The organism is Haladaptatus rarus, assembly GCF_054177585.1.
Genome location: NZ_JBPEHG010000004.1, coordinates 67245 through 91055, shown reverse-complemented (window position 1 = coordinate 91055; position 23811 = coordinate 67245). Strand labels below are relative to the sequence as shown.

Here is a 23811-nt window from a genome sequence, read left to right as displayed (position 1 = left end):
TCACCTCGGACACAGTTCCCCCTCCGACCCGAACGTCGATCTATCAAAACACAAGGTATTTGCGACGAGGACGAACACCGAGGAACATGCGCCGCCGCCATTTCCTCCACGGAGTCAGCGTCGCTGCTTGTGCGTCGCTGGCTGGCTGTTCGATTCCCGGACGAACGACCACCCTTCGCTCTCCCGAGCGTACGGACGAGCGACGGGGTACGTACTGGACGTTCTTCGAGGACGACGAGCGACTCCTGAACGTTGGCATCGAGTACGGTTCGCCACTGGAGAGCGACCTCGTCCCACTGGAGTTTCATACGTGGCACAGAAACGACACACACCTGGAACGGTTCCGCGTCGAGTTGCGGTTCGGGCAGCCACCGGCTGGCGTTCCACCGGACGTGTACTTAGACACGTTCGACAGCAGTCCGGACCCGAAAATCGATTTTCACGACGACACCGACGAGGGAACGACCGTGCTCGACGTTCCCGACCTCGGCCCGGTCGGCGTCGGCTCCATCGGAGTGAACTTCCTTGTTCGACCGCACGGATGGTTGCCAGACGAAATCGGTGTCCGTATCCGAGCGGTCGTCACGGGCACGGGAGTGCTGGATGGACGTTACGTCGCAGAGGTGGACGACCGAGTCCCGTTTTCGGGCAATCGACAGTGACCGCTCGAAGACGAACCGAGGTGAGAGTACGATGACCCAAATCAAGATCGATGGCGAATCCCTGACACCGGAAGGCGTCGAGCGAGTCGCGCGCGACGATGCGACGGTCTTCATCCCCGACGAAGCCCGTGAACGAGTCCGAACTGCCCGAGAACGTGTCGAAGAGGTCGTCGAAAGCGGCGAAGCCGTCTACGGCGTCAACACCGGCTTCGGCGAACTCGTGGACGAACGAATCCCCCGAGAGGACATCGAGACGCTCCAGGAGAACCTCATCCGGAGCCACGCCGCTGGTGCAGGCCGCGAACTGCGCCGAGAGGAAGTCCGGGCGATGATGGTCGGCCGCGTCAACGCGCTCGTCAAGGGCTACTCCGGCATCCGCGAAGTCGTGGTCGACCAGCTCGTGACGATGCTGAACGAGGGCGTCCACCCCGTCGTCAAATCGCGTGGGAGCCTCGGAGCCAGCGGTGATCTGGCACCCCTCGCTCACCTCGCGCTGGTGCTGATGGGCGAAGGCGAGGCGACCGTCGCCGAGGAGCGACTGGACGGCGCGGCGGCGCTCGAAACCGCCGGACTCGAACCGCTCACGCTCGCCGCCAAGGAGGGGCTGGCGCTCATCAACGGCACCCAACTGTCGGTCGGTCTCGCCGCTCTGGCTGTCCGTGATACGGAGCGAGCGATTCGGGCGGCGGACGTCGCTGGCGCGCTCACGACGGAGGTGACGATGGGAACTACCGCGTCGGCGGACTCCGTCATCGCCGACGTTCGTCCCCACGCGGGCCACGCGAAGAGCGCGCGAAACGTCAAGCGCCTCACCGCCGACTCGGAGATCGTCGAATCTCACCGCAACTGCGACCGGGTGCAGGACGCCTACTCGATCCGCTGTCTTCCGCAGGTTCACGGTGCAGTTCGGGACGCCGTCGCCCACCTCCGTGACGCGGTCGAGATCGAACTCAACAGTGCGACCGACAACCCGCTCATCTTCCCCGCAGACTCGGTGAACAGTCGTGCGAGCGGAACTGGCGATGCCGCCGTTCTCTCGGGGGGCAACTTCCACGGCGACCCGCTCGCACTCCCGCTCGATTACCTGACGAACGCCGTTACCGAAATCGCGGCCATCTCGGAGCGTCGAGTCGACCGACTGCTCAATCCGAACGTACAGGAATCACATCTTCCGCCGTTCCTCACCGAGCATAGCGGACTCCAGTCGGGCTATATGATCGCCCAGTACACCGCGGCGGCGCTGCTGAATGAGAACCGCTCGATCGGTCGCGCCTCGATGGACAACACACCAGTTAGCGGCAATCAGGAAGACCACGTGAGCATGAGCGCACAGAGCGCGTACAACGCACGCCGGGCCGTTTCGAACGCGCTCTCCATCGTCGGCATCGAACTCATCTGTGGCGCACAAGCCGCGGAGTTCGTCTCGGACGATCTCGAACACGGCGTTGGCACCGGTGCCGCCTACGATGCAGTTCGTGAGGTAGTGCCGCCGCTCACCGACGACCGACCCATCCACGAGGACATCTCAGCCGCCGAGACGCTCGTCTGGTCGGGTTTGCTCGAAGAGCGCGTCGAAGACGCGCTGGACGAACCGCTCGATTAGCGATTTCCATCAGTCGGCTTCCGGTCGTCTTTTCGGCTTCGTGTCACCGCCCATCCGAGGTCTTCCCGTTCTGTCGAGTGCCCAGACGCCGTGCTCGTCGCATTCGAACACCCGCCGAAAGATGCGTGTCGATTCGCCACCGCAGTCGGGGCAGGGCCGTGCTGGCCCCTCGGCGGATCTCTCTGCTCCCATCGCGTCGTACACGTCCTGCCAGCCGCCGCTCGGTGAGTCACGCTCGTCGGGCATCGTTCTCGGTGGGTTCGTGTGGTCGTCGCACAGTCCGCCGTGGTATCTGGCACATCGTGTGTTTCCGATGTCTGTTCTGGTGTCTGGAGTCCCGTGCTGATCCGGATCGGTCGATAGACGGTGCGCTCTGCGACTACTATCTGCACGTGCGATACCCTCGAAAGAGGTGAAACGCTACTGTACCGTCGTTTCGGATTCGTCGTTCGTGTCGGCTTCGTCAGCTGTGTCGGTTCCGCTGGTTCCGCCGCTCGAACTGTCGGTCGTATCGAGACTTTCGAGCGCCCTGATGGCGTTGTCTCGGTACGACTCGATTGGGGCGTCGTACTCCTGTTTCGCCATCGAAGCGTAGCGGTTCGAATCGTCGTCGAACGCCTCGATACGTTCGAGCGTGCGCTCGGCGGTTTCGACCACCCAGCGGTCGCGCGTCGACTCGTCGACGACGGTGATCGATTCGGGACGGAGGGAGACGTTCACGGTTCCGTCGTCCGTCTCGAACGTCCGGGGCTTCCCGGCGATGGCGACGTAGGCGGGTGGCTCCAGTTCGCGGAGCATCGCCGCGGCGTCTGGCTGGTACTGGCCTGCGTAGACGAAGAACGTGTCTCCGTTCGGGTCGACGACCCGACCGCGCCAGTACTCGCTGTCGTCGCCGACGTCCTCTTTCTCGGTGAGGGTTCCGACGACGAACACGCGGTTCGCCCGCTCGCCCGTGGGGAGGAGCAGGTAGACCGGTGCGCGTTCGTCCTCCGACTCTTTGAACGTGTAACTCGCGTCGTTGAACTCGGCCGCGAAGGTGCGGCGTGCGACTTCTCTGGTAGGTGCTCCACTCATGTTACATCGACCTCGCTTTGATGAGAACCGCTTCGACATCCACTGGTTCGTCGAGTAGTTCGACGTCGTTCGCCAGCAGGTACCGACCCATGGTCGGCCCTGCCACGCGATAGTAGTGGCCGAGCGTCATCTCGCGCATCTCGTCGGCCACGACGGTCGTGTCGAGTGCGTCCATCGCCATCTGCTTGGCTTCGTCCAGTTCGATGTCGGTCAGTTCCTCGGTCGCTTCCCGGTTGAAGATGACTTCGTGAACGTCGACCCCGTCGTCCAGGACGCCCTTGATTCGAAGGTCGAACTCGCCGTCAACTTCGCCGTGTTCGGAACAGCGCCCGTTCTGGAGGACGCGCGTGCAATCCTCGTGCGGGCAGCGTTTGATGAGGCCACTGCCGGACTGGATGTCCACCAGCGCACCCTCGATCTCGGATTCGTTGTCGCCGACTTCGATGTCGGTGTCGAGTTCCTCGACGGTGGTCGTCCGGTTGAGCTTCACCGAGTAACGACCCTGGTACTCGTCGGTGACGACGTTGCCGAGTCGGTAGACCGTGCCCTCTTCGAGTTCGGGCAGGTCGGACTTGGCCCACTTCGTGAACTTGATGGTGCCACTTTCGTCGCCGAGCAGACCGACTTGGCCGACGGCGTCACTGCGTGGCTCCCAGAGATCGACGACCTTCGCGGTGAGGTTCACCCACTGCTCGTCGGTCTCGATGTCTGCGGTCTGCACGTCGCTCGTGCCACCAGAGTGAATGTCGTCGCGTTCGAGGCCAGCTTCGTCCAGATAGTGGCTGGTGACGCTTCGCCGTGCCTCTTCCATCGGCACCTTGTACTCGTTGACGAGGCTGTCGAGACGCGAGGCTACGTCGTCTACGGTTACGTCGAGATGGTCGGAGAACTGTTCGTGTATCTCTTCTGCATGCTGTCGCACATCAGTCATGGTTGCTCCGTCTCCGCTTTGGTTTCAATGGGAGACGTATCGGTGTTGGTTCGCGATAGTATAAAAGGTTACGCGAGCAGGGTGGAAGTGGAGACGGCCGTGAAAACGGGCAGAACGCGCGAACTCGTCGATATGGGATATTCGCATCTCACACCATGGGACGTTCGAACCTCACACTGGGTGAAAACCACACGAACGAGGGCCACATTTATCGAACGACGGCTACACCAATCGGGGAAACCTTTCATCCCCCCACCACCAAACGGGAGTATGGACGACCGCCTCGAACGCTTCCTCCGGATCAAACTCAGGGAAGCGGGCAGGAAGTACGCCGAGGCCAGACAGTCGGCAGACCGACAGATGGAGGAGGCGAAAGAAGCCTACAAGAACGCTCACGACGCCACCCTCGCGGACTTGCCGCAAGACGAACAGGGCCGGGCGAAGATCGTCTGCCGACGGCACGTCGAACGCCGGGCGGTATTCCTCGATGAGAAGAGTCGTCCTGCCTGTTTCGACCCGGAACACCCCGATTGCGAGGGCTGTGTCGAAGACATCCGCGAAGGCACCATCGAGACGTGGTGAACTGAGAGCCAGCTTGGCCGACTTCCGACCGAGAAATGCGACGTTTCCCGCTTTCACCCGAAAGCAGACAGTTCTGGAAACAGTCGTGTCCGAATGAAGTATCGTACCACGGTTCCATTCTTCGGTAGGCTGGCGGTCTCTCGACCCAATTCCCTCGATAAATCGGTTCGATACCTGGAAACTTCTTCAAATAATCATTACAATTTATATACTCAGCTAGCATATATGATACTTGGGGATACAAAATGAGTACGAAGATGGAGAGCGGTGCGGAAGTAGTATCGAGCACCGAAGAGTCGTGGCGAGGATCGATGGTAGCGGGGGCTATAATCGGAGTTATCGGCGTTCTTGCCATCCTCTCGCCGTTCGTGGCCGGAGTTTCGCTGTCGATTCTACTCGGTGCATTACTGGTCGTCGGAGCGTTAGTTCACGTTGCCCGTGCTTTCTCCGGCGGATGGAAGCGGTTCATTGGACAGGGGTTCCTCGCGGTCATCTACGCCATCGCGGGTATCTCGCTGATGGCGAACCCCGTCGTCGGACTGACGACGCTGACCATCCTGCTGGTGGCGTTCCTGTTCGTCGAGGGTATCGTCGAGATCGTCATGGGCTTCCAGGCTCGCGGTGAGAGAGGCTGGGCTGGACTCGTCGTGAGTGGCGTCCTCGCGCTGCTCATCGCCGGTCTCATCTGGGTCGGATTCCCGTCCAGCGCGCTGTGGGCGGTCGGGCTCCTCTTCGGAGTGAACCTGCTCGCCACCGGCGTTTCGATGATGTTCATGGCCCGAGGAAGCCGAACCGCGGCCCGTGAAGGGGTCACTTCGGAAGCGCGCGGAGCCTGAGTCGAACGACGACTGAACGACGATTATTCGTTTTTTGATCGACTATCAAAGTGAGGTAGTGACGACCATCGCCCTTCGATAGGGTGATTTTAGACGCTCCCCGCCCTTCTCCGAGACATGACCCGCCCGCTCGTCGCGCTGGTGATGGCCGGTGGAACCGGCACGCGACTCTACCCCGCGAGTCGAAGCGACCGCCCTAAACAGTTCCTCCAACTCCTCGGAGATGACTCCCTGCTCGCTCGAACCGTCGAGCGCGCTGGCTTCGCCGACGAAACGTTCGTCTGCACCGCGGCCGAGCACGCCGATCTCGTCCACGAACACGCTCCCGAGGCCGGTGTGCTCGTCGAACCCGAACCGAAAGATACCGGTCCGGCGCTCGTCTATGCTGCCCACCGAATCCGGGAACAGGTCGGCGACTGCGTTTTGCTCTGTCTGCCGAGCGACCATCACATCGCGGGCGATTTCGAAACCACTGCCCGCCGCGCTGCCTCAGTTGCAGTTGAAACAGAGGGGGTTGTATCCGTGGGTATCGAACCAACTCGCCCTGCTACGGGATACGGTTACATCGAACCAGGAACCGACCACGGCGGCTACTTTTCTGTCGAACAGTTTCGTGAGAAACCCGACGCCAAAACTGCAGATCGGTTCGTCGAGGATGGTTTCTACTGGAACGGTGGACTGTTCGCGTGGACGCCGGATGCCATCTTGCGAGAGGCGCGCGACTCACCACTTTCTCCACTCGTGAGCGCGCTCGAAGAGGGGGACCCGGAGCGCGGATTCGAAGCAGTCGACCCTGTGAGCGTCGATTACGCCGTGATGGAGCGAACCGACGACGCCTATGTCGTTCCTGCTGGTTTCGAGTGGGACGACCTCGGGTCGTGGGACGCGTTGGAACGTCTCGTCTCCGGCGAGAACGTCGTCCTTGGCGATGCCCTGACCATCGACGCGAGTGGAAATATCGTCGCCAGCGACAAGCATGTGAGTCTCGTCGGCGTGGACGACCTCGTCGTCGCGGCATACGACGACCGTGTGTTGGTCGTCCCGAAATCGGACGCCCAGCGCGTGCGCGAGGTCGTCTCGGCGTTACGCGACGACGGTTTGTTCTAACCCTCGACGCTGCGTAACGGCGGCTTGTTCTAACTAGCCATCATCTTTCTTGCTCTCCGTGCCGAAGTCGAAACGCTATGACGCCATCCATCCAGTCGGTCGAAACGGAAGACGAGTACATCCACGTCAGATTCCGCGACCCCGACGAGTTCGAGACGATTCGGACGCCCGATTGGGCCGAGCACGCCGCACAGGACGTTTCGGAGGGTGCTGAAGTGCGAACCGGTAAGCAGAAAGACAGCGACGACTGGGAAGTCCAGAGCGTCCTGATACAGAAACAGGCTGGTGAGGACAAAGCGCGCGACGAGGCGAAACAGATCGTCGAGAAGATCGAGTCCTGACGAATCGTAGTGAGTCGTAGCGAACCTACTGCAGATGCAGATCGCAGTAGTGAAACTCGCCGTCACCTACGTTGCGCGTGACCGTCTTTCCGACCTCGACAGAGACCGGTGCGTCGAACACCGGGCCATCCCAGACGAAGGTGTGGAACTCCCCGTTTTCACCACACGGGTCGACGTCGTCCGGGAGGTCGGCGAGAAATGCCGTATCGAGTTCCCGCCCCGCGAACGACGAGTCGAGTTTGGAGCCATCGACGGCGACGACAGTCGCCTGGAATCCGGCGTCGAGGAATGCCCGAATTTGCTCGTCGGTGTCTCTGCCCCAGAGTGGCCAGACGCCGTCGATTTCCGTTTCGGCGAGTCGCTCTTCGCGGTAGGCCCGCACGTCTTCGAGATAGAGGTCGGCGAAGGCGATTCGGTCGGTTCCGCGGGATTCGTAGTCGGCCATCACGGTCGCCATCCGCGACTCGTACTCTTCGTTCGAGCAGTCTTCAGGGAGTTCTACGAAGCGAATGGGAACCCCGAGGCGCTCGGCTTGCTTTTCGTACAACTCTCGGCGCACGCCGTGCATACTGCTTCGTCCGTTTTCGGATATCGTCGTCAACAGTTCTGCGACCGTATCCAGTTCGAACAGGGCGAATGCGGCGTCCTTGCCACCGCTCCACGAGAGCACTGTCGTCGGTTCCGCCGTCGTCATCGGTTCCATCACTACCGTCGGTTCGGTCACGTGAATCAGCTTCGTAGTCGCCCGCCATCTACGGGGAGCGCCACCCCGTTGATGAACGTTGCCCGGTCGCTGGAGAGGAACGCGACTGCGTCGCCGAGTTCCATCGGGTCGCCGACTCGCTCCATCGGGATGTCGCTCGCCCAGTCCGCGAGTCCCTCCTCGTAGCTGTCGTACTCGCCACGTTCGAGGGCAGCCTCCACGAGTTCCTGGATTCGCGGCGTCTCGTGTGCTCCCGGAAGAACTGCGTTGACTCGAACGTCGGGGGCGAACTCGCGAGCCTGGGTCTTCATCAGGCCGATGACGCCACGACGAACCGCGTTCGAGAGCACCAGACCGTCGATCGCTTCTCGGACACTCGTCGAGGTGATGTTCACGACGGTTCCTGCGTCACTCTCGACGAGGTGGGGGTGTGCCCGTTTCGTCAGCCAGACGACGCTCATCACCAGCAGGTCGTAGGCGGTGTACCAGTCACGCTCGGTCGTGTCGAGGAACGGCCCGCTCGGTGGCCCACCGGCGGAGGTGACGAGGTGGTCGAGACCGCCGAACTCATCCACGATCGCCTCGACCAGCGCCTCGACCTCGTCCGGGTCGGTGATATCCGTCGGCACCGCGAGCACGTCGCCATCACCCATCTCATCGATCTCTGCCTCCGCATCTGAAAGTCCGTCTTCGCCGCGGGCGCAGATGACGACGTTCGCTCCCTCTCGGCTCAGCGCCTTCGCACTCGCCAGTCCCAGCCCACTCGAACTCGCCGTTACCAGTGCTGTGTTGCCCTCCAGTCCGAGGTTCATATCTCTGTGTTGCCGGGCGACGCTAAAATTCCTCGGGGACTGGTTGCCGAACCGTCACTTCTCCGGTGTGAGTCACGCCGATGAGGAGCGCGGTTCGGACTTCCCGCCCATCGATCGCATCGCCTGCTTCGTCGCTGATGCGTTTCATCAACTCGGGCGCGGCGTGGCTCACTTTCACTCCTGCTTCGTCGCAGGCATCGTATACCCGTGATGGAACGTCGTAGAGGTCGGCGTTCGGTTCGACTTCGACCCGAACCGGTGCGCGAAGCGCCTCCGCAAACGCTACCGTCTCGTGTGCCTTGTTGACGTTCTCGCGGGCGCTCGCTTCGACGCTGGAGACGTTCGCACGCGAGGTGCCGAGGTACTCGGCGATGGTTGCCTGTGCCACGTCTCGTTCGCGGAGCGCCAGCACCTCCGCTTGCCGCTGGGTGAGCACGCTCGTTTCGGCGTCGAATCCTGCCTGGCGAAGAATCTCGTCGACGTCCGGTGTCTCGCTCATCTGGTTGCCTCCGGCATGTGTGGGTGTTTACCCCTTCCCCGCAATGGACTGTCCACTCGTCGGCCTATCCGCCCCAGAAGTTGTCTCGACTTCCGAGGCGTTGGCGGCGGTTCTCGCGCTCGTTGCGCTTGGTTTCGGCCACTTCGTCTTCGTCTTCGTCGTCTGCTTCCGGTTCCATCGGCAGTCGCTCGACGGGATCGGCGGTCGCGTGGTTGCCCTTCACGTTCGTGATCTTCACCTTGGCGCGAGCGTCGGGCAGGATACCATCGACGAGGACGATGAATCCGTCCTCGGTACGACCGACGCCCGACCCACTCTCGTGGATGTCGTCGATCTCCACGATGACTTCCTCGCCCAGTTTGACGGGCGCTGTTTTCAGCTCGCGGATCGGTTGGTTGTAATGGTTGCACCACTCCGCACCCCCGCGGTCGCCGTAGTGGTGACAGCCCATTCCATCGATTCGCTCCTCGAAACTTGGGCAGTCATCGGCGAGTGGACAGTCCGGCATGGTTCAGGTTATAGTGGCACGCGCCTAAACACTTCCGCAACCTTTTGCTGCGGTCGGGTGCCAGCGGGCGCGTGCCCGCTGGCCTTCCTCCCTGGCAATAGGTTGATCAAAAGCCTCCTCACCCCCCTTCGGGGGTTCGTCGGCCCGGAAATCGAAGACTTTCCGGTGAGTGGGCTAGCCTCTGGCGGCTGTGTCGCTGGCCGATTTTTGGCGGATGATTGGCCTGCCGAATTCTGGCAGTTGTATCACCTGCCATAGCGTGGCGGCAAGCCGACCAGCCGCGTTTCGGACACGCGGCGAGGGCGATTCGCGCCGACCGCGCGAATCGCCCGAGTGCTCGGGGAGGAGAGGGGACGCCGAGGACGGGCGGCCCCGGCGGTTCGGGTCGCCCGTCCGTATGCGGTTGCGGTATATTTCCCTACCGGTTCCTGCCGTGTCGCGGTTCCGGTCTTCATCGTCTTGACGTCGGTGCTTCTGAACTCGGGAACACTCGCCGACTGATTCTCGATTCAGCGTTCACTCGGTTGGCCACGCTCTTTCTGCCGAAAATCACCGCAAAGTATTCAATATCTATCAAATATAAACCAGTATGAACCGCCCTGCCCCCAATCAGCTGTTCGTTCTTGGACTTGCCATCGGCTTTCCGCCGTGGATGCTCTCACTTTTCAGCCCGTTCGCCACTGGCGGTGTCTTCGTCAGTGCTGGCTTCGGATTCGTCTTCGGAAACACGATACTCGCCCTCACCATCGCCTACTACGCCGGAAGCGATTCGAGACCGATGTCGCGAACGACGAAAAGCCTGCTCGGATTCCTCGGCTTCCTCGTCGTGGCCGCGTTTCCGTATTCGATCGTCGTCGTAGCCCGACCCCGCATCGGGCTTGGAATCCTCGTCACGCTCGGCCCACTGCTCGCCGTCTACTACTCGTTCCGCAAACTGCCTGCTGACGCCGAATCGTCGGGATTCGAAGAAACCGAATCGATGACGGAAGAAACTGAACCGACAGAACCAGAAACGAACGAGTGACTCAGTTCGGTCACTCTCAGGCCAGCGGCGTCCGTTCCACGACTTGCCCGTCGTAGGTCGGATACTGCTCGACGATCTCGCCGCGCTCCACGTCTCCCTCCTCGATCATCTCCTCTAACAACCACCACGCGATCTCGATGTGGTTGGACTTGACCGTGTAGAACTCCTCGGGGACGCCGAGTTCCACGAACTCCTCTTCGGTCGCCCACGTCTTGCCGTAGACGAGGGTGCCGTCGTCGGTCACGTCGTCGAACTCCCGACGAATCTGGCGAGCCATGCGCTTCAGACGGTTTCGGTGTTGGGCGGCGTCCTTGAACACCGAAGTACAGAAGTACACGCGCGGGTGGTCGCCCATCACGTCCAGGATCTCCTCCTTCGAGCCATCGACCGCAGACATGTGGCCCTCCTGGAGTTCGTAGCCCGCTTCCTGCATCCGGCGGTAGTTGCCCTGCGACATCTCGAACTCGTTGATGTTACAGAACTCCGCCGCGCCCTCGTCCAGGAAGTCGAGGAACTCCTCTTCGGCGCGGATGCCCGGAATCTCGAAGGACGGGGTGAGTCCCTCCTCGCGAGCGATGTAGAGGATGTCCTCCCACTCCGTCCCGTGGAGTTCACCCCACTGCTCGTAGGGCGGGTGGAAGCGAATCTCGTCCAGTCCAGCCTCCGAGAGGCGGCGCATGTTCTCCCGCCCGCCCGTGATACCGGTGTAAAGGTGCGTGTGGTGATCCTCACCGAACTCCTCTTTCAGCATCGAGAGGTACCGGCAGGTCTTGTTCATCGCCTCCTGCGGTTCGCCGCCCGTGATGGACGTGCCGAGCGCGTCCATCCGCTTTGCCTCCCGAATCACGTCTTCGTCCTCCTCGACGAGTCGTTCGTTAGCGTACACGTCGGTTACGTTCTTCCGGTTCTCGCCGAGAGGACAGTAGAAACAATCGCGCTGGTCACAGTAGCCGTAGACGAAGAGCACCATCTTTCCGCCTTCGGCGCACTGTTCACAGCCCTTGGAAATCATTCGTTATCCCGTTTTATCCGTCGAGACTCAAAAAGCGTGCGAATCGCGCTACCTGTCGCCACAGACCGTTACCAGAAGACTGTTCATCGCCGACCGGATCATGTCCGGATTCGACTCGAAGACATGCTGGCCGTGGGCACTCCCGCCGAATATCTCCTGACGCTTTGGTTTCGGGGCGTTCTGATACATCTGCTTCGTCGTCTGGACGAATCGATCGTCGTCTCCACTGCTCACGATGAATAGCTTCCAGCCGTGCATCTGGCTCGCGGCATCTGCCGACTTTCCGGGCGAGAGTGCGAGCGTTCCGTCGATGGTACCCTTCTTCGCCTGCGCGTTCGCGCGCACGACCGCGTTCGCACCCGCGCTGGCACCCACGAGCATCACCTTCTTCACGCCGACTCGTTTGCGGAGATACCGAACCGCCGCAAGGACGTACTCCGGTGTCGTACTCCTGTCGTCTAGATTCAGATCGATGGTGAGGCAGGTGTACTCTCTTTCGGCGAGTCTCCGCACCTGTGGCAGCCAACTCTTTCGGTCGAAACCGGCCCCATGAGCGAAGACGACGCCACACGAGCCATCCCCGAGGAGCGTACCCTGAACCGTCGCACCGCCGCTGGTGGAGAACTGGACGTCGCCGCCTTTCGGTGGCGCAGTTCCGGTGGTCGTGCTCTCGGTCGTTTCACTGCTCGTCTCACCGGTTCCAGTCGTCTCGCTCGTCGAGGTCGTTTTTTTCGACGTCGTCCCTCCGCCAGTCGTCTCGGCATCGGTGGTTCCAGTGCCAGTTGCTTCGGTGTCGGTCGTCGTCTTGTCGCCACCGAGGGACGAGCATCCTGCGAGACCAATCGTTGCTGCAGTTCCAATCGTGTGAAGGAGGCGTCGGCGTGTTGGCGTTCGACTCATTAGTCGCAAACTCGTTCATGGCAGTATTATTATCCGCTGCCTAATGTCGCTCTGTGTGTCGCTTTGGCTGAAATATTCCACAGAATATCGAGGTATATTGACAATATCGGGATGGAGATTCTACCCCGCTACTCCCGAAAACAGTTAAACATCCCCCGCGTACCAACTGCCCATGCTGCTGGTGTTGTGCGTCGACCTCGATGACGACCTCGGTCGGAAGACTGATTTCGATACCCCAGTCATCGGTCGAGACGAAGTCGAGGCTGCCGCCGTCGCTCTCGCCACCGCAGACCCCGAGGATAGTGACGTCAACGTCATGTTCGAGGGTGTCCACCTCTACGACCGAATCCACGCGGACGAGAGCGTCGAAGTGGCTGTCGTAACCGGAAACGAAGGGAGCGACATCAGTGCGAACCGAGAAGTCGGCGACGAGGTCGACACGGTTCTTGCGAGTATCAGCACGAGCGAAGAGATCACCACCGTCATCGTCACCGACGGCGCACAGGACGAGAGCGTCGTCCCGGTGATTCGCTCTCGGATTCCAGTCGATGGCGTTCGGCGAGTCGTCGTCCGGCAGGCCCAGGACCTGGAGTCGATGTACTACACCATCAAGCAGGTGTTGGACGACCCCGAGACGCGCGGTACCATCCTCGTCCCACTCGGTATCCTGTTGCTCATCTATCCCCTCGCGCTCGCCGCGGATCGAGTCGGGATGCCGGGTGCGGTGTTCGGGGGAACATCTGCTCTCCTCGGGCTGTACGTCCTCTTCCGCGGCCTCGGATTCGAACGACTGGTCGACCGACTCGCCGAGAAAGCGCGGACGAGCCTCTATGCCGGGCGCGTGACGCTCATCACCTACGTCGTGGCCGCCGCCTTGCTCGTCATCGGCGGCGTCAGCGGTGTCGAAACGCTCGAAGCAGTGCGCGCGGAGTACGGCGGTGCCGAGATCGGCGCACTCAGGGTTCTCGCCTCGCTGGTCTACGGCGCAGTGGTCTGGTTCTCGGCGGCGGGTATCACCTCGAGCCTCGGCCAGATCACGGACGAGTACCTCGCCGACGAGTTCGAGTGGCGCTATCTGAACGCGCCCTTCTACGTCCTCGCTATCGGTGGCGTCCTGTACGCCGTGAGCGCTTACTTCATCGACCGCGCAACGCTTGAGTTCCTCGCGGGAATGCTCACAGCGGGAACGCTGCTCGGACTGACCAGCACGCTCGTCTTCGCCATCGTCGAATCGCGGTACTCACGTTCCGGACAAGCACGAGCGAGTTAAGCCACCTTTTCACTTCGTCGGATGTGCTCGCTTCGCTCGCACACCGCTCCTCACAAAAACCTGGACCAAAAACGCCCCCCTCGCTCATTTGGTCGCTCGCGGTACTCACGTGATACCTGCGCTATCAGATTTTCACATGAAGTCCGCGATACCGGACTGCTTGTTCTTGTCATTTTCAAACACACTTTCGAGCGACCGATCCAGAATCTCCAATCGTTGCTTCGTGTACTCGCGGCAGTCGTAATCCTTGGCGACCTGGATCGCAGTATCCATGTACTTGTTCACCGACCCCTGGTGGACGGTGAGATTCACCCGCCCGCCACACTCCCGGCAGTCGCCCGAGAGGGGCATGCGCCGGTACTTCTCGCCGCAGTCCAGACACCGCGTCTCCTGTCGGGAGAACGCCCGCAGATTCCCGATGAGATCCGGCAGGAAGTGCCCCTCGATGACCCGCTCTGCCACGTCGGTCTCGTCCACCGCCCGGAGCTTTCGGGCCAACTCCAACTGCGCGTCCATCTTGTCCATCATCGACCCGAGCGTCTTGTACGCCGAGAGGTCAGGGCCGAGCGCGATGTTCGACGTATCGTGGGTGTGCCGGAAGTTCGTATACTCCTCGTCGGTGCCGAGGTAGTCTTCTGCGATGGTAATGTCCACGTCTTCGGGGTCGGCCATCTCCAGCGTGGACTCGTAGAACTCCCGCGGGTACTGGTTGACGATGTCCATATTGTGCGCCTCGTCGTCGATCTCCGAGGGATCGATGCGCGAGGACATCACCAAGGGGGCGTCCATCGAGTTGTGTGCGTAGAGCCAATTTGCGGTGAAAATCGGCTCACCGCCGACCTGCAGGTCATACAGGTATCCGTCGTATTCGACGCGTTCGATGCTCTTTATGCGGAGATACGAGAGGTCTCCCTCTACGAGCGGACGAATCCCATCGAGCTTCGACTTCGCCTCTGTCGGAAGTTCCCTCGATTCGAGTTCACGAATCATCTCTCGGAGTTTGCCGAGCGACACGTTCCGTCGTCGTTTGAGATACTTCGGAATCAGCTGTTTGACGCCTTCGATGTCCATTTCACGGATTTGAATGAGACTATCCGGAACCGTCACGACGAGGCTCTTGGGAAGATACGATTTTTCCCCATCGAGAACGTCTCGAAGCGGATTACTCGTTGCACCACCCGAGACCGTCACTGTGTAGATCGGCCGTCGGGATTCGTCGCGTTCACGCCGTGAGATGTTCGCGACGAGTCCAAGGCGATGGAGGAGAAAGACGATTCCGTCTTTCACGGCTTCGCTCGTCGTGTAGAAGCCGATAGTAGTATGGTTGTCGTCACTCGTTTCACTACCATCGCCAGCTTTGTATCCTCGGAGGAATGCCCTCACTACGTCGTCTGGCGCTCGAAGAACACAATCTGGGACGACTTTTTCGCTCGAACTGTACGATTCGCAATTTTCGAATCCGATACTATACAGAAGTTCTCGAAAGACCGCGGGGAATGCGACTTCGTACGATCTGTTCGACCATCGGACGGTCGGTTCACAGTCGAGTACCTTTTCGGTGATTTCGACGATGCGATCGACGTTGTCTTCCTCCGAATTGTGAATCGTCGGACGAATGCTCGACAGTGAACCTTCCGCGACGAATATACCGAGTAGCCACGCGAAGTCCTCGTCAACGTCGATATATCTGGAAATCCCTTCCGACGATCCTTGTAATCCGACCTTGGCATCATCCGGAACCGATCCCCCCGCGTTCTCGGTGATTTCGCGGAGGGTGGTGGACGCCAATTTCTGCTTCGACAGGCGATACGACAATCCCCCATCGAAGGCCGCTCGCCTCTCACTTCCCTGCTTGGCGTCTTCCCATTCGTCAGTCAGCAAAGTCTCTACCGCTTCATCGATGAAGACGTATGGGTCATCAATGCAATCTATCACGTCTATCGTCGTCTCGACCGTCTGGATATCGAACTCTCGTGGTGCGAGGATCAGGTCCCCTTCTTCGAGATCCTCTCCGGCCACCTCGTCGATCCCATCCTGGTAACGAAACAGACTGTGGTTCTCGGTTATATCGATAGATCTTCCGAACTGGGTTTCGACCCGAAGTAGTTCTTCGTCTGCTTCATACCGAATCGCCTTCTCGATTGGCATCGGCGACGCCGAGTGATTCTCGTCGAACGCGAACGTTGTCCATCCTTCGTGGAGACATGTCTTCTTCTCGAATTTTCCGTCTCGTTTGACACTGCTTTCGAGTTCGTTCCAGAACTCACCAAAGGTCGTAAACTGAAGCTCCCCGTCAGGGCTAAAAGCAACGAGCCGTGAATCCTCGGCGACGCTTCCTCCTCGTTTATCGGGGAGATATTCCTTCGAGAAGTTGAGCAGGCCGTCCATCAGAAGCATCACGCAGTCCTCGTCGCCGTCGCACTGACCGACGTAGAGGTCGTTTGCGACGAGTGTGTGGGTATCTTCGACTGTGACGGAGTAGGTATGTGAGATCTCAGAATCAACGATTTCTACTCGTGTTACCTCGTCACGACCGACGGAACCACCGTCAGCGACTACGTTGGAATTTCCATCCGTATTCGATACGTCCGAAACCGATTTCCCAGGGTTTCCGGGAACCGAAGCACCGACTTCCAACTCTCGTGCTTCGATTTCTTCGATGCTGTCGTCGCGCCATTGGAGCATCGAGTGGGCAGGCGTCACAGTAATCTCTCGCCCACTTCGCGTTTCGATTTCGACCAGATGGTCTAGTGCGGGGTGTTTCGAGACCGCTTCGATGGGTTTCTGGACGACGTTTCCAGAATCGTCAATCGAGGGAACCAGTATTTCACGATCTAACTCCTCGACTAATGCACCGAAATCGTCCTCTCTTGGATTCTCCAATCGCTCCTCGACCAACTGTCGAATCTCATCGTATCGCCATTCTTCGGCCTCGTTTCGATACCACACCTTTGTCTTCGGATGGAAGCAATTCCGACGCTTCGCCGCGTGAAAGTACGGATGCGCGTATCCGACCGCCGCGCTGGTGAAGCCGATGATGCGTCCGACCACTGCGGCGGAGGTGTGGGGAGCCATCCCGAAGACGAGTTCGCCGACCAACTCCTCGCGCTCGTCCATCTCGTAGAACGGGTCGAGACCGTAGTAATCGGTGAGCAGTTCGTCAACGAAATCGGCGGTTTTGAGCAGGTGTTCCGCCGCGCCGTCGGAGAGGACGATGTCCTGTACCCGGAGTTCGACGAGCTGGTCGTCGTGCCGGAAGGGTTCGCCGTGGATGTCGGTCTCGTACCCGAGCGCCCTGAGCTGGTCGGCGCTCACGTCGAGTTCCGACGGTCGAACCGCGGTCACAGGCAAGTCGGTCATGTCGTAGCGCACCGTGCCGTCTTTGAACGCGCTGACGCCGTGTTTCGCGCGGAGGACGCCCTTCTCGATGGGTTCGGGCGTCTTGTTCGCCGAGGTGAGTCCCTTCACGCCTTTCAGCACGTCGAAGGCGCTCTCACGCTCGCCGATCACATCGAGGGCGCTCCGGAACTCGTCGTTCAGATTCAGGGTCTGCCACTCGACGCTCGTGGCGAGCACTTCACAGCGTGGGCACTCCGCACGTCCAGATTGGTCGGGTTCGACTTCGGTGCCACAGTCGGGACACTCGTAGTGTGGGAAGGTGTTGTCGCCACACTCCGGACATCGGGATTTGAAGCTGTGGGTGCCACAGCTCTCACATTCTCGGCGACCGACCTGTATTTCGACCTCGCCGCGCGTTCCAGACATCCCCTCCGTGTGCCGGGCGGCTTTCGCCACATCGCGCTGGTCGCCACCCGCCTCGCCGAGCGGGAAGAGTGTGTGAACTGCGGGGCTGAGTTCGCGCTTCTCGGACTTCTCGGGACGGCCCATCCGGTTTCCGATCCGTGTCGGGGCGCGCTCTCTGACCTGGAAAGGGGCGACTTCGTTGACCGCCTCGATCGCGTTGTCGCCGTCTTCGTGTTCACCCCATTTGCGCGCATCCTGTGAGAGGCCGTCCCACGTGCGAATCAGGTCGCTGTCGACGCCGAGCGAGCGAACGAACAGTTGCCAGTCTGGGATCTCGATCTCGTCGGCCTGCGAGTGCTGGATGAGGAGTCGTTCGAGTGCCCTGCGAACGTCGTCCGTATTCGAGAGGACGAGCATCCCATCGCGGATCTCTCCGTTTGCGACCGCAGTGGCGAGCGTCTCGAACTCAGTGACCGAGATATCGTGCCAGAGGTAGGTGTACTTCGGGTGAAGTGGGGCGTCGTACTCCGTGGCCCACTCGAACGCTTCTTCGGCTGACGGGTCTTCGAGGTCGACGTGCGGGTTGTCCCGCATCGCTTGCACGTCCGCGCCCGCGTGCTCGAAGTCCTGTACCCACCACTCGAACGTGTAGGATGAGGGTGCGAGCGGGTGGTTGTTCTCCACGAACTCGCCGTAGTTGACGAGATATTCGCCGAGGTCGAGTATCCGCTCGACGCCGTTTCGAACTTCGAGGGCCTCTTCGATGTCGTCGACCCGACGAACGTCACCGTTTGCGAGGCGGACGGTCGGTCCTTCGATGGTATCGACTGGAATGACACCTGCTGCCTTTCCGGGGCGTTCGGTCTTGATCTGCGTTCCGGTCGCAAGGAAGTCGTCCACCAGATGCATCGTGGCGGGATGGACACCTGCGGTTGCGAACCCGTGGTTCCGCGCCCGACCGTATCGAAGCCGGAAGCCACCGGCCCGACTGGGATGGGTGAAGACGGGGCGCCCGGCGATGAGGTCGCGGAGATATTTCGTCGCGGGTTCGACACGCGGCGGCCCTACCGGTTCCTCCGTTTCCTGTTTCTCCTCGTTTTTCGTCTCTTCGGCGTCGTCGTCTGCCGCCGCCTCTTCCTCGGTGCCGTCGTCCTCGCCGATCGTGCCGTCGATGAGGTCTTGGAGCCACGGCCAGTCGACTTCGTCCAGATTCCGCGTGTATCGCTGGATCTTGGGTGCTTTGAGCGCGATCCCCTCTGCCAGCACGAGACACATCCCTCCACGGGCACTGTTGGTATCGACGCGGTCCAAGTCGCGGAAGCCGGAGACTTCTTCGTCGCCCGTCGCCTCGCCGTCCAGCATGACGGGCATGTTCTTGGCGATGAACTTCGTCTCCTTGTCCTTCGGCGAGTACTGCAATCCGGTCTCGGAGTCGTAGAGGTTGATCTCCTCGGCGTAGCGTTCTATCTCGTCGTCGCGGGCTTTGTACTCGTCCAGTCCGATGAGTGCGCGAGTGTAGTCGGCGACGAGCACCGAGAGCGCCTGTGCTGTCCCGCCTGCGGAGCGAATCGGGCCAGCGTAGTAGACGTTGACGAACTCCGTCCCGTCGTCGTTTTCGAGGAGTTCGACGCGGTCGATACCCTCGATAGGTGCGGCGACGACACCCTCGGTCAGCAGGGCGACTGCGGTTCTGACCGCGCCTTCGACTTTCCCGGCGCGGGTTTCGTAGTCACCGACGTTTCCGTCCGCGAAGTCTTTCGCCAGTTCGAGGGCCGCCTCCTCGCGTGACATCTGGTCTTCGAGTTCGCGGACGCGCTCGGCCACGCCTTCGATGCCGAGGATGTTCTCCACCCGGTCTGCCATGTCCTTGGCGACCGGAATCTCGACTTCCGGTTTCGGGTCACCGCTGTTCGCGCGTGCCGTCTCAGCGACCTCGAACGCCTGATCTAACCGGGATTCCAGCCGTTCGAAGTACTGCCGGTCTTCCTCCCGCATGTTATAGCCAGAGGTCCAAGTCGGTCGGTTCGTCGTGTTCGCGCACCAGTGGCTCGTCGAAGGTTCGCATGTACAACTCCCCGGCGAACACTGTCGCCGAGTCGAGATGGCCCGCGAGCGCCTGTCCAGACTGGCGCGAGAGCACGGCGTGGGTGTGGGCGAACCGTTCGCCGTCGAGAAGCGAGACGTTCCCGACGCACGACGCGACTTCGAGCGGTTCGTCGAAGCGCACTTCGCGGTACTCCTTTTCGTCCTGGTCGTAGAACCAGATATCCGCGTCCTGTACCGCCCCCATGGCGACGAACCACGCGGCGTCTACGTCCTCGTCCTCCGCGAGCGACTCGATCTCTTCACGCCAGTCTGCGCCGTGTCCGAGCCGGGCGACGAACTCCCGTTCCCCGGAGACCTCCCGATAGTTCATATCTGCATGGAACCGCACCGGAGACAAAAAAGGTTCAGTATTGCTTGCTTTCTCCACCCGTCCGAACGTGATGGCGGTTACGCTACCGAATGGTTACGTTACTAACAGACAAATGGCCTATAGTCACGACTCTTCAGTTCATGAAAGAACGGAATGCGATGAGAGGACTATTCAGCACCGTACTATCGGGGACTATCGGATATCCGGAAGCGAGCGGGGACTATCGGATATCCGGAAGCGAGGCTACATCTGTTACTCGCATGGAGATCCATGCGTCCTCGCGGGAGATGTCTGCGATGACGAGCCGCTCCGTGCGTCCGTCATCGTCCACCGAGGCCATGACCTCGGTGTCATCTGCAACCGACACCGACACTGCAGCCATATCCGGCGTCATACTTTGAGAAACTGTACCAAGGGATATAAGCGCACCGAAACGTCGATACTCGTTCTAGGAAATGATATAATCTTGCCCTGAAACTGGAAGATATGAGTCGTAACTGTATATTTAACGAAAATATTGGCACGTTACCCGACTGACACTCGCGTACCGTTCGGTTTCTTAATGACATATACCTTATTGTTATAGGTGAAATAATTCGCACTGGATAGATTAGCCGAAGAAACTCTAATATGCAATAAACCGGCTGTATATGACCGTAACGGTGCCAATCCTAAGCGGTAAGTTTATCCGACGTGACACACAAGGCCTTTGTGGATGACAGATACTGACAACCTGACCCGTCGGCGGTTTTTGAAGGCAACCGGAGGTGCGGCGTCTGCGGCCGCACTCGCTGGCTGTACAGGCGGCGATGACGACAAGAAAGGCAACAATAACAACAATAACAACAACAACAACAACAATAACAACGGCAGTGGGAATAAGCTGCAGCTCATCAACTCCACGATGTCGACGCTGGATCCGATCAAGGCGACGGACACGGCGTCCGGAACGGTCATCCAGCAGATCTTCGACCCACTGATGAACTACCCGAACGGGGAGATCGCAGTCGAGAAGCTCCTCGTCGAATCCCACAAGGTCTCCGACGACCAGAAGACGTACACGTTCAAACTCAAGGAGAACGTCAAGTTCCACAACGGAAAAGAAGTCACGGCGAAAGACGTCGTCTACTCCTGGCGTCGTCTCGCCGAATCGACGAACTCCCGTCGTGCGTACTTCATCCTCGACTCCATCGGTGTCAAACACGAGTCGACGACGAAGACCTACAAGGACAGCGAGGGCAAGAAACACGAACTGACCGTCGCAAAGTCCGACTCGTTGGCTCTCAAGACGACGGGCGACTACAAGCTGGAGATGACGCTGGAGAAGCCGTTCCACTCCACGCTCGAAATGCTCGCGTACACCTCCTTCGCGGTCGTCCCGGAGGGCATCGTCGGCGACATCAAGGGCTACGACGGCGAGAAGAAACACAGCAAGTTCGCCACGAAAGAGCCGGTCGGCGCAGGTCCGTTCAAGTTCAAGAAGTGGGCGAGCAACAACGAGGCGGAAGTCACCAAGTACGAGGATTACCACGGTGACAAGGCGAAAGTCGACGCCGTCCACTGGAACATCTCCTCCGACGCCAACGCTCGTCACACCTACGGTATCGTCAACAAGAACGCAGACATCATCTACAGCAGCAGCCTTCCGACGTCCAAATACAACCCGGACAAGGTCAAGAACACGAAGACGGACGACCTCGGTCGTGTAGTCGGGAAGTACGGGCCGACGGCTGGCGGCTCGACGATGGACTACCTCGGCGTCTCCACGATCAGCTCGTTCTACATGGGCTTCAACACGAAGGCCGTACCGAAGGCCGTTCGACAGGCCTGTGCGTACGCGATGAACCAGGAGACCATGGTCAACGAGATCTTCAAGAGCCGTGGTGAACCCGCGTACCACTTCACCCCGCCGATGATCTACCCCGGCGGTGCGAAGAAGTACGAGTCGCACGCGAAGGACAAGTACCCATACGGCTACAACAAGCGGGATCTCGAGAAGGCCAAGCAGGTCATGAAAGACGCGGGCTACGGCCCGAACAACCGCTTCAGCTTCGAGTTCACGGTCTACGAATCCTCGACCACCTGGCCCGAAGTGGGCAAACTCCTGCGTGACCAGCTTCAGTCGGCCTTCATCGACATGAAGGTCAACTCGGCGCCGTTCAACACGCTCCTGTCGCGTGGTCGCAAGGGTAACCTCGAAGCGTACTCGCTCGGCTGGATCATGGACTGGCCCGCACCGGACAACTTCCTCGGTCTGCTGTACCCGCCGCTGACGGACACCTCGAAGTCCTCGCCACAGTCGTACACGAACTGGTCGGGTACCGAAGCCTCCAAGAAGGCGACGAAGGCCTGGGAGAAGATCCAGAACAACCCCGGTCCGACGGAGAAAGAACAGCAAGCCCGGAACGAGGCGTACGTCGCCATGGAAGAAGCCAACTGGGAGGACATGGTGTTCCTCAACACGTACCACAGCCTCACCGAGCGCTTCTCCTACGACTGGGTCGACGTGCCCAAGTTCGGTGGTGCCGGTTACAGCCGCCAGATGTACAACAACGTCTCCGTCGGCGACCGCAAGTAACGACCTGTAACGCTTTATTTTTATCGAGACCGCCAGATTGCGGCGTCTCTGTCCGAAAATCGGTGATGCTATCGCAAGACATAATGATGGGAACGCAAAATACGGGTACGTATTAGCTATGAACGCGGTAAACATTGGGTGCAACATACCGCACGGTGCGAGTGAGCGAACTCAAGGGGTGAGCAAAACGACATGAGTCGATGGCGTTACTTCGCTCGCCGCTTGCTACTGTCCATCCCTATCCTGATATTCGGGGCGTCGATAACGTTCGTCGTCATCAGGGCAGGGCCACTCGACCCGGTCGCGGCTATCCTCGGTCCGACTGGCGACCCGCAGGTATACAACCGCATCGAAGACCAACTTGGGCTGAACCGACCACTCTGGGAACAGTACGTGGACTACATGATCAACATGTTCACGTTCCAACTCGGGCAGTCGTGGGTTCTCCAGCCGGACACGAGCGCCTATACGCTCATCCTGGAGTACGCGCCACGAACCATCTGGCTCGGATTCTGGTCGGTGCTCATCGCCGTCTTCATCGGTATCCCACTCGGTTTCTACGCTGGACTCAACCCGAACACGTGGAGCGACTACACCGCGTCGTTCGGCGGTATCGTCTGGCGGGCGATGCCGAACTTCTGGCTGGCGGTGATCCTGATGCAGGTGCTTTCACGCTCGGAAAGCATCTTCTTCGGATTCAACTGGCAGACCTGGCTCGTCCCGACGACGGTTACCGGGGTGCCGGGCCTCAGTAATCTTTCCGACCCCGAACAGCTTCTCGCCGCCATCAAGAAGATCGCCCCAGCCGCGCTGGTGCTTGGATCTGCGTCGATGGGGAACGAGATGCGTATCGGTCGAACCGCGGTGTTGGAGACGGTCAACTCCAACTTCATCGAGACGGCGCGAGCGAAGGGCGTCCCGCCTCGCTCGCTCGTCTGGAAACACATCTTCCGGAACGCGCTCATCCCGCTCGTTCCGATCATCACGGGTGAAGCGTTCTTGCTCATCGGTGGGTCGGTGCTCGTTGAGACCGTGTTCGACATCAGCGGAATCGGTGCCCTGTTCTTCCGGGCGGTCATCCAGGGCGACCTGCCGCTGGTCGGCTCGCTGATGTTCGTGTTCATCCTGCTCGTCGTATTGATCAACATCCTGCAGGATTTCCTGTACACCATCATCGACCCCCGTGTCGGATACGAGGGAGGTTCCTGA

Annotated in this window: 23 protein-coding genes; 10 read left to right on the top strand and 13 right to left on the bottom strand. The window is 60.1% G+C overall.

Annotation, left to right across the window (positions count from 1 at the left end):
- Positions 1-86 precede the first annotated feature (86 nt).
- Complete coding sequence (locus ACR3FE_RS11585) at positions 87-662, top strand: DUF8121 family protein (RefSeq protein WP_458207291.1); 576 nt, start codon at positions 87-89, stop codon at positions 660-662.
- Between the two features lie 31 nt (positions 663-693).
- Positions 694-2265, top strand: a complete 1572-nt coding sequence (gene hutH / locus ACR3FE_RS11580; RefSeq protein ID WP_458207290.1) for a histidine ammonia-lyase — start codon at positions 694-696, stop codon at positions 2263-2265.
- Between the two features lie 9 nt (positions 2266-2274).
- Here the strand turns inward: hutH and ACR3FE_RS11575 are convergent, their stop codons facing one another.
- From ACR3FE_RS11575 to ACR3FE_RS11565, 3 genes are all read right to left on the bottom strand, one after another.
- Positions 2275-2511 carry a hypothetical protein gene (locus tag ACR3FE_RS11575; RefSeq protein WP_458207289.1) on the bottom strand — a complete coding sequence of 79 codons (237 nt, stop codon included), beginning with the start codon at positions 2509-2511 and terminating at the stop codon, positions 2275-2277.
- Between the two features lie 174 nt (positions 2512-2685).
- A complete protein-coding gene (locus tag ACR3FE_RS11570) occupies positions 2686-3339 on the bottom strand; it encodes an RPA family protein (protein ID WP_458207288.1) in 654 nt (217 codons plus the stop codon).
- A gap of 1 nt (position 3340) precedes the next feature.
- Positions 3341-4270, bottom strand: coding sequence for a replication factor A (locus tag ACR3FE_RS11565; RefSeq protein ID WP_458207287.1), 930 nt, complete (start codon positions 4268-4270; stop codon positions 3341-3343).
- A gap of 270 nt (positions 4271-4540) precedes the next feature.
- Here ACR3FE_RS11565 and ACR3FE_RS11560 point away from each other — a divergent pair, with 270 nt between their 5' ends.
- From ACR3FE_RS11560 to ACR3FE_RS11545, 4 genes are all read left to right on the top strand, one after another.
- Positions 4541-4852, top strand: coding sequence for a DUF7091 family protein (locus tag ACR3FE_RS11560; protein ID WP_458207286.1), 312 nt, complete (start codon positions 4541-4543; stop codon positions 4850-4852).
- Between the two features lie 311 nt (positions 4853-5163).
- Positions 5164-5688 carry an HdeD family acid-resistance protein gene (locus ACR3FE_RS11555; protein WP_458207552.1) on the top strand — a complete coding sequence of 175 codons (525 nt, stop codon included), beginning with the start codon at positions 5164-5166 and terminating at the stop codon, positions 5686-5688.
- 117 nt (positions 5689-5805) lie between these two features.
- Positions 5806-6795, top strand: a complete 990-nt coding sequence (locus ACR3FE_RS11550; RefSeq protein WP_458207285.1) for a mannose-1-phosphate guanylyltransferase — start codon at positions 5806-5808, stop codon at positions 6793-6795.
- A gap of 77 nt (positions 6796-6872) precedes the next feature.
- Complete coding sequence (locus tag ACR3FE_RS11545; RefSeq protein ID WP_458207284.1) at positions 6873-7136, top strand: hypothetical protein; 264 nt, start codon at positions 6873-6875, stop codon at positions 7134-7136.
- 25 nt (positions 7137-7161) lie between these two features.
- Here ACR3FE_RS11545 and ACR3FE_RS11540 read toward each other — a convergent pair whose 3' ends face one another.
- From ACR3FE_RS11540 to ACR3FE_RS11520, 5 genes are all read right to left on the bottom strand, one after another.
- Positions 7162-7860 (bottom strand): Dph6-related ATP pyrophosphatase, encoded by a 699-nt coding sequence (locus ACR3FE_RS11540; protein WP_458207283.1) that lies wholly within the window; start codon positions 7858-7860, stop codon positions 7162-7164.
- Positions 7861-7865: 5 nt separating this feature from the next.
- The gene (locus tag ACR3FE_RS11535; RefSeq protein WP_458207282.1) at positions 7866-8651 is read right to left on the bottom strand and encodes an SDR family oxidoreductase; all 786 of its coding nucleotides are present in this window, start codon (positions 8649-8651) and stop codon (positions 7866-7868) included.
- Positions 8652-8673: 22 nt separating this feature from the next.
- Positions 8674-9150, bottom strand: coding sequence for a Tfx family DNA-binding protein (locus ACR3FE_RS11530; protein ID WP_458207281.1), 477 nt, complete (start codon positions 9148-9150; stop codon positions 8674-8676).
- 64 nt (positions 9151-9214) lie between these two features.
- Positions 9215-9658: a TRAM domain-containing protein gene (locus ACR3FE_RS11525; RefSeq protein WP_458207280.1), complete on the bottom strand. Its 444-nt coding sequence runs from the start codon at positions 9656-9658 to the stop codon at positions 9215-9217.
- 245 nt (positions 9659-9903) lie between these two features.
- Positions 9904-10113 carry a hypothetical protein gene (locus tag ACR3FE_RS11520; protein WP_458207279.1) on the bottom strand — a complete coding sequence of 70 codons (210 nt, stop codon included), beginning with the start codon at positions 10111-10113 and terminating at the stop codon, positions 9904-9906.
- Between the two features lie 134 nt (positions 10114-10247).
- Here ACR3FE_RS11520 and ACR3FE_RS11515 point away from each other — a divergent pair, with 134 nt between their 5' ends.
- The gene (locus ACR3FE_RS11515; protein WP_458207278.1) at positions 10248-10682 is read left to right on the top strand and encodes a hypothetical protein; all 435 of its coding nucleotides are present in this window, start codon (positions 10248-10250) and stop codon (positions 10680-10682) included.
- A gap of 16 nt (positions 10683-10698) precedes the next feature.
- Here the strand turns inward: ACR3FE_RS11515 and ACR3FE_RS11510 are convergent, their stop codons facing one another.
- Together ACR3FE_RS11510 and ACR3FE_RS11505 are read right to left on the bottom strand one after the other, a co-directional pair.
- On the bottom strand, positions 10699-11694 hold the full coding sequence (locus ACR3FE_RS11510; RefSeq protein WP_458207277.1) for a radical SAM protein: 996 nt from the start codon (positions 11692-11694) through the stop codon (positions 10699-10701).
- A gap of 48 nt (positions 11695-11742) precedes the next feature.
- Positions 11743-12594, bottom strand: a complete 852-nt coding sequence (locus tag ACR3FE_RS11505) for an alpha/beta hydrolase (protein WP_458207276.1) — start codon at positions 12592-12594, stop codon at positions 11743-11745.
- A 172-nt stretch (positions 12595-12766) separates the two neighbouring features.
- On the opposite strand from ACR3FE_RS11505, the gene ACR3FE_RS11500 reads away from it, so the two are divergent.
- Positions 12767-13864, top strand: coding sequence for a DUF373 family protein (locus ACR3FE_RS11500; protein ID WP_458207275.1), 1098 nt, complete (start codon positions 12767-12769; stop codon positions 13862-13864).
- 132 nt (positions 13865-13996) lie between these two features.
- Here the strand turns inward: ACR3FE_RS11500 and ACR3FE_RS11495 are convergent, their stop codons facing one another.
- The 3 genes from ACR3FE_RS11495 to ACR3FE_RS11485 form a co-directional block, all read right to left on the bottom strand.
- Positions 13997-19603 carry a DNA-directed DNA polymerase II large subunit gene (locus ACR3FE_RS11495; protein WP_458207274.1) on the bottom strand — a complete coding sequence of 1869 codons (5607 nt, stop codon included), beginning with the start codon at positions 19601-19603 and terminating at the stop codon, positions 13997-13999.
- 1 nt (position 19604) lies between these two features.
- Entirely contained in the window at positions 19605-20024 is a 420-nt protein-coding gene (locus ACR3FE_RS11490; RefSeq protein WP_458207273.1) for a PPC domain-containing DNA-binding protein, read from the bottom strand.
- A 220-nt stretch (positions 20025-20244) separates the two neighbouring features.
- Entirely contained in the window at positions 20245-20418 is a 174-nt protein-coding gene (locus ACR3FE_RS11485) for a DUF7556 family protein (protein WP_458207272.1), read from the bottom strand.
- 321 nt (positions 20419-20739) lie between these two features.
- Here ACR3FE_RS11485 and ACR3FE_RS11480 point away from each other — a divergent pair, with 321 nt between their 5' ends.
- On the top strand, positions 20740-22602 hold the full coding sequence (locus tag ACR3FE_RS11480; RefSeq protein WP_458207271.1) for an ABC transporter substrate-binding protein: 1863 nt from the start codon (positions 20740-20742) through the stop codon (positions 22600-22602).
- Between the two features lie 192 nt (positions 22603-22794).
- Positions 22795-23811 carry an ABC transporter permease gene (locus tag ACR3FE_RS11475; RefSeq protein WP_458207270.1) on the top strand — a complete coding sequence of 339 codons (1017 nt, stop codon included), beginning with the start codon at positions 22795-22797 and terminating at the stop codon, positions 23809-23811.

Excerpts from the sequence above, each read along its gene's own strand:
- hutH (WP_458207290.1), top strand. The coding sequence starts at position 694 with ATGACCCAAATCAAGATCGATGGCGAATCCCTGACACCGGAAGGCGTC.
- ACR3FE_RS11480 (WP_458207271.1), top strand. The coding sequence starts at position 20,740 with ATGACAGATACTGACAACCTGACCCGTCGGCGGTTTTTGAAGGCAACC.
- ACR3FE_RS11525 (WP_458207280.1), bottom strand. The coding sequence starts at position 9,658 with ATGCCGGACTGTCCACTCGCCGATGACTGCCCAAGTTTCGAGGAGCGA.
- ACR3FE_RS11520 (WP_458207279.1), bottom strand. The coding sequence starts at position 10,113 with ATGAAGACCGGAACCGCGACACGGCAGGAACCGGTAGGGAAATATACC.
- ACR3FE_RS11535 (WP_458207282.1), bottom strand. The coding sequence starts at position 8,651 with ATGAACCTCGGACTGGAGGGCAACACAGCACTGGTAACGGCGAGTTCG.
- ACR3FE_RS11575 (WP_458207289.1), bottom strand. The coding sequence starts at position 2,511 with ATGCCCGACGAGCGTGACTCACCGAGCGGCGGCTGGCAGGACGTGTAC.
- ACR3FE_RS11500 (WP_458207275.1), top strand. The coding sequence starts at position 12,767 with ATGCTGCTGGTGTTGTGCGTCGACCTCGATGACGACCTCGGTCGGAAG.
- ACR3FE_RS11555 (WP_458207552.1), top strand. The coding sequence starts at position 5,164 with ATGGTAGCGGGGGCTATAATCGGAGTTATCGGCGTTCTTGCCATCCTC.
- ACR3FE_RS11585 (WP_458207291.1), top strand. The coding sequence starts at position 87 with ATGCGCCGCCGCCATTTCCTCCACGGAGTCAGCGTCGCTGCTTGTGCG.
- ACR3FE_RS11565 (WP_458207287.1), bottom strand. The coding sequence starts at position 4,270 with ATGACTGATGTGCGACAGCATGCAGAAGAGATACACGAACAGTTCTCC.
- ACR3FE_RS11530 (WP_458207281.1), bottom strand. The coding sequence starts at position 9,150 with ATGAGCGAGACACCGGACGTCGACGAGATTCTTCGCCAGGCAGGATTC.
- ACR3FE_RS11560 (WP_458207286.1), top strand. The coding sequence starts at position 4,541 with ATGGACGACCGCCTCGAACGCTTCCTCCGGATCAAACTCAGGGAAGCG.
- ACR3FE_RS11490 (WP_458207273.1), bottom strand. The coding sequence starts at position 20,024 with ATGAACTATCGGGAGGTCTCCGGGGAACGGGAGTTCGTCGCCCGGCTC.
- ACR3FE_RS11550 (WP_458207285.1), top strand. The coding sequence starts at position 5,806 with ATGACCCGCCCGCTCGTCGCGCTGGTGATGGCCGGTGGAACCGGCACG.
- ACR3FE_RS11510 (WP_458207277.1), bottom strand. The coding sequence starts at position 11,694 with ATGATTTCCAAGGGCTGTGAACAGTGCGCCGAAGGCGGAAAGATGGTG.
- ACR3FE_RS11475 (WP_458207270.1), top strand. The coding sequence starts at position 22,795 with ATGAGTCGATGGCGTTACTTCGCTCGCCGCTTGCTACTGTCCATCCCT.
- ACR3FE_RS11570 (WP_458207288.1), bottom strand. The coding sequence starts at position 3,339 with ATGAGTGGAGCACCTACCAGAGAAGTCGCACGCCGCACCTTCGCGGCC.
- ACR3FE_RS11545 (WP_458207284.1), top strand. The coding sequence starts at position 6,873 with ATGACGCCATCCATCCAGTCGGTCGAAACGGAAGACGAGTACATCCAC.
- ACR3FE_RS11505 (WP_458207276.1), bottom strand. The coding sequence starts at position 12,594 with ATGAGTCGAACGCCAACACGCCGACGCCTCCTTCACACGATTGGAACT.
- ACR3FE_RS11515 (WP_458207278.1), top strand. The coding sequence starts at position 10,248 with ATGAACCGCCCTGCCCCCAATCAGCTGTTCGTTCTTGGACTTGCCATC.
- ACR3FE_RS11485 (WP_458207272.1), bottom strand. The coding sequence starts at position 20,418 with ATGACGCCGGATATGGCTGCAGTGTCGGTGTCGGTTGCAGATGACACC.
- ACR3FE_RS11495 (WP_458207274.1), bottom strand. The coding sequence starts at position 19,603 with ATGCGGGAGGAAGACCGGCAGTACTTCGAACGGCTGGAATCCCGGTTA.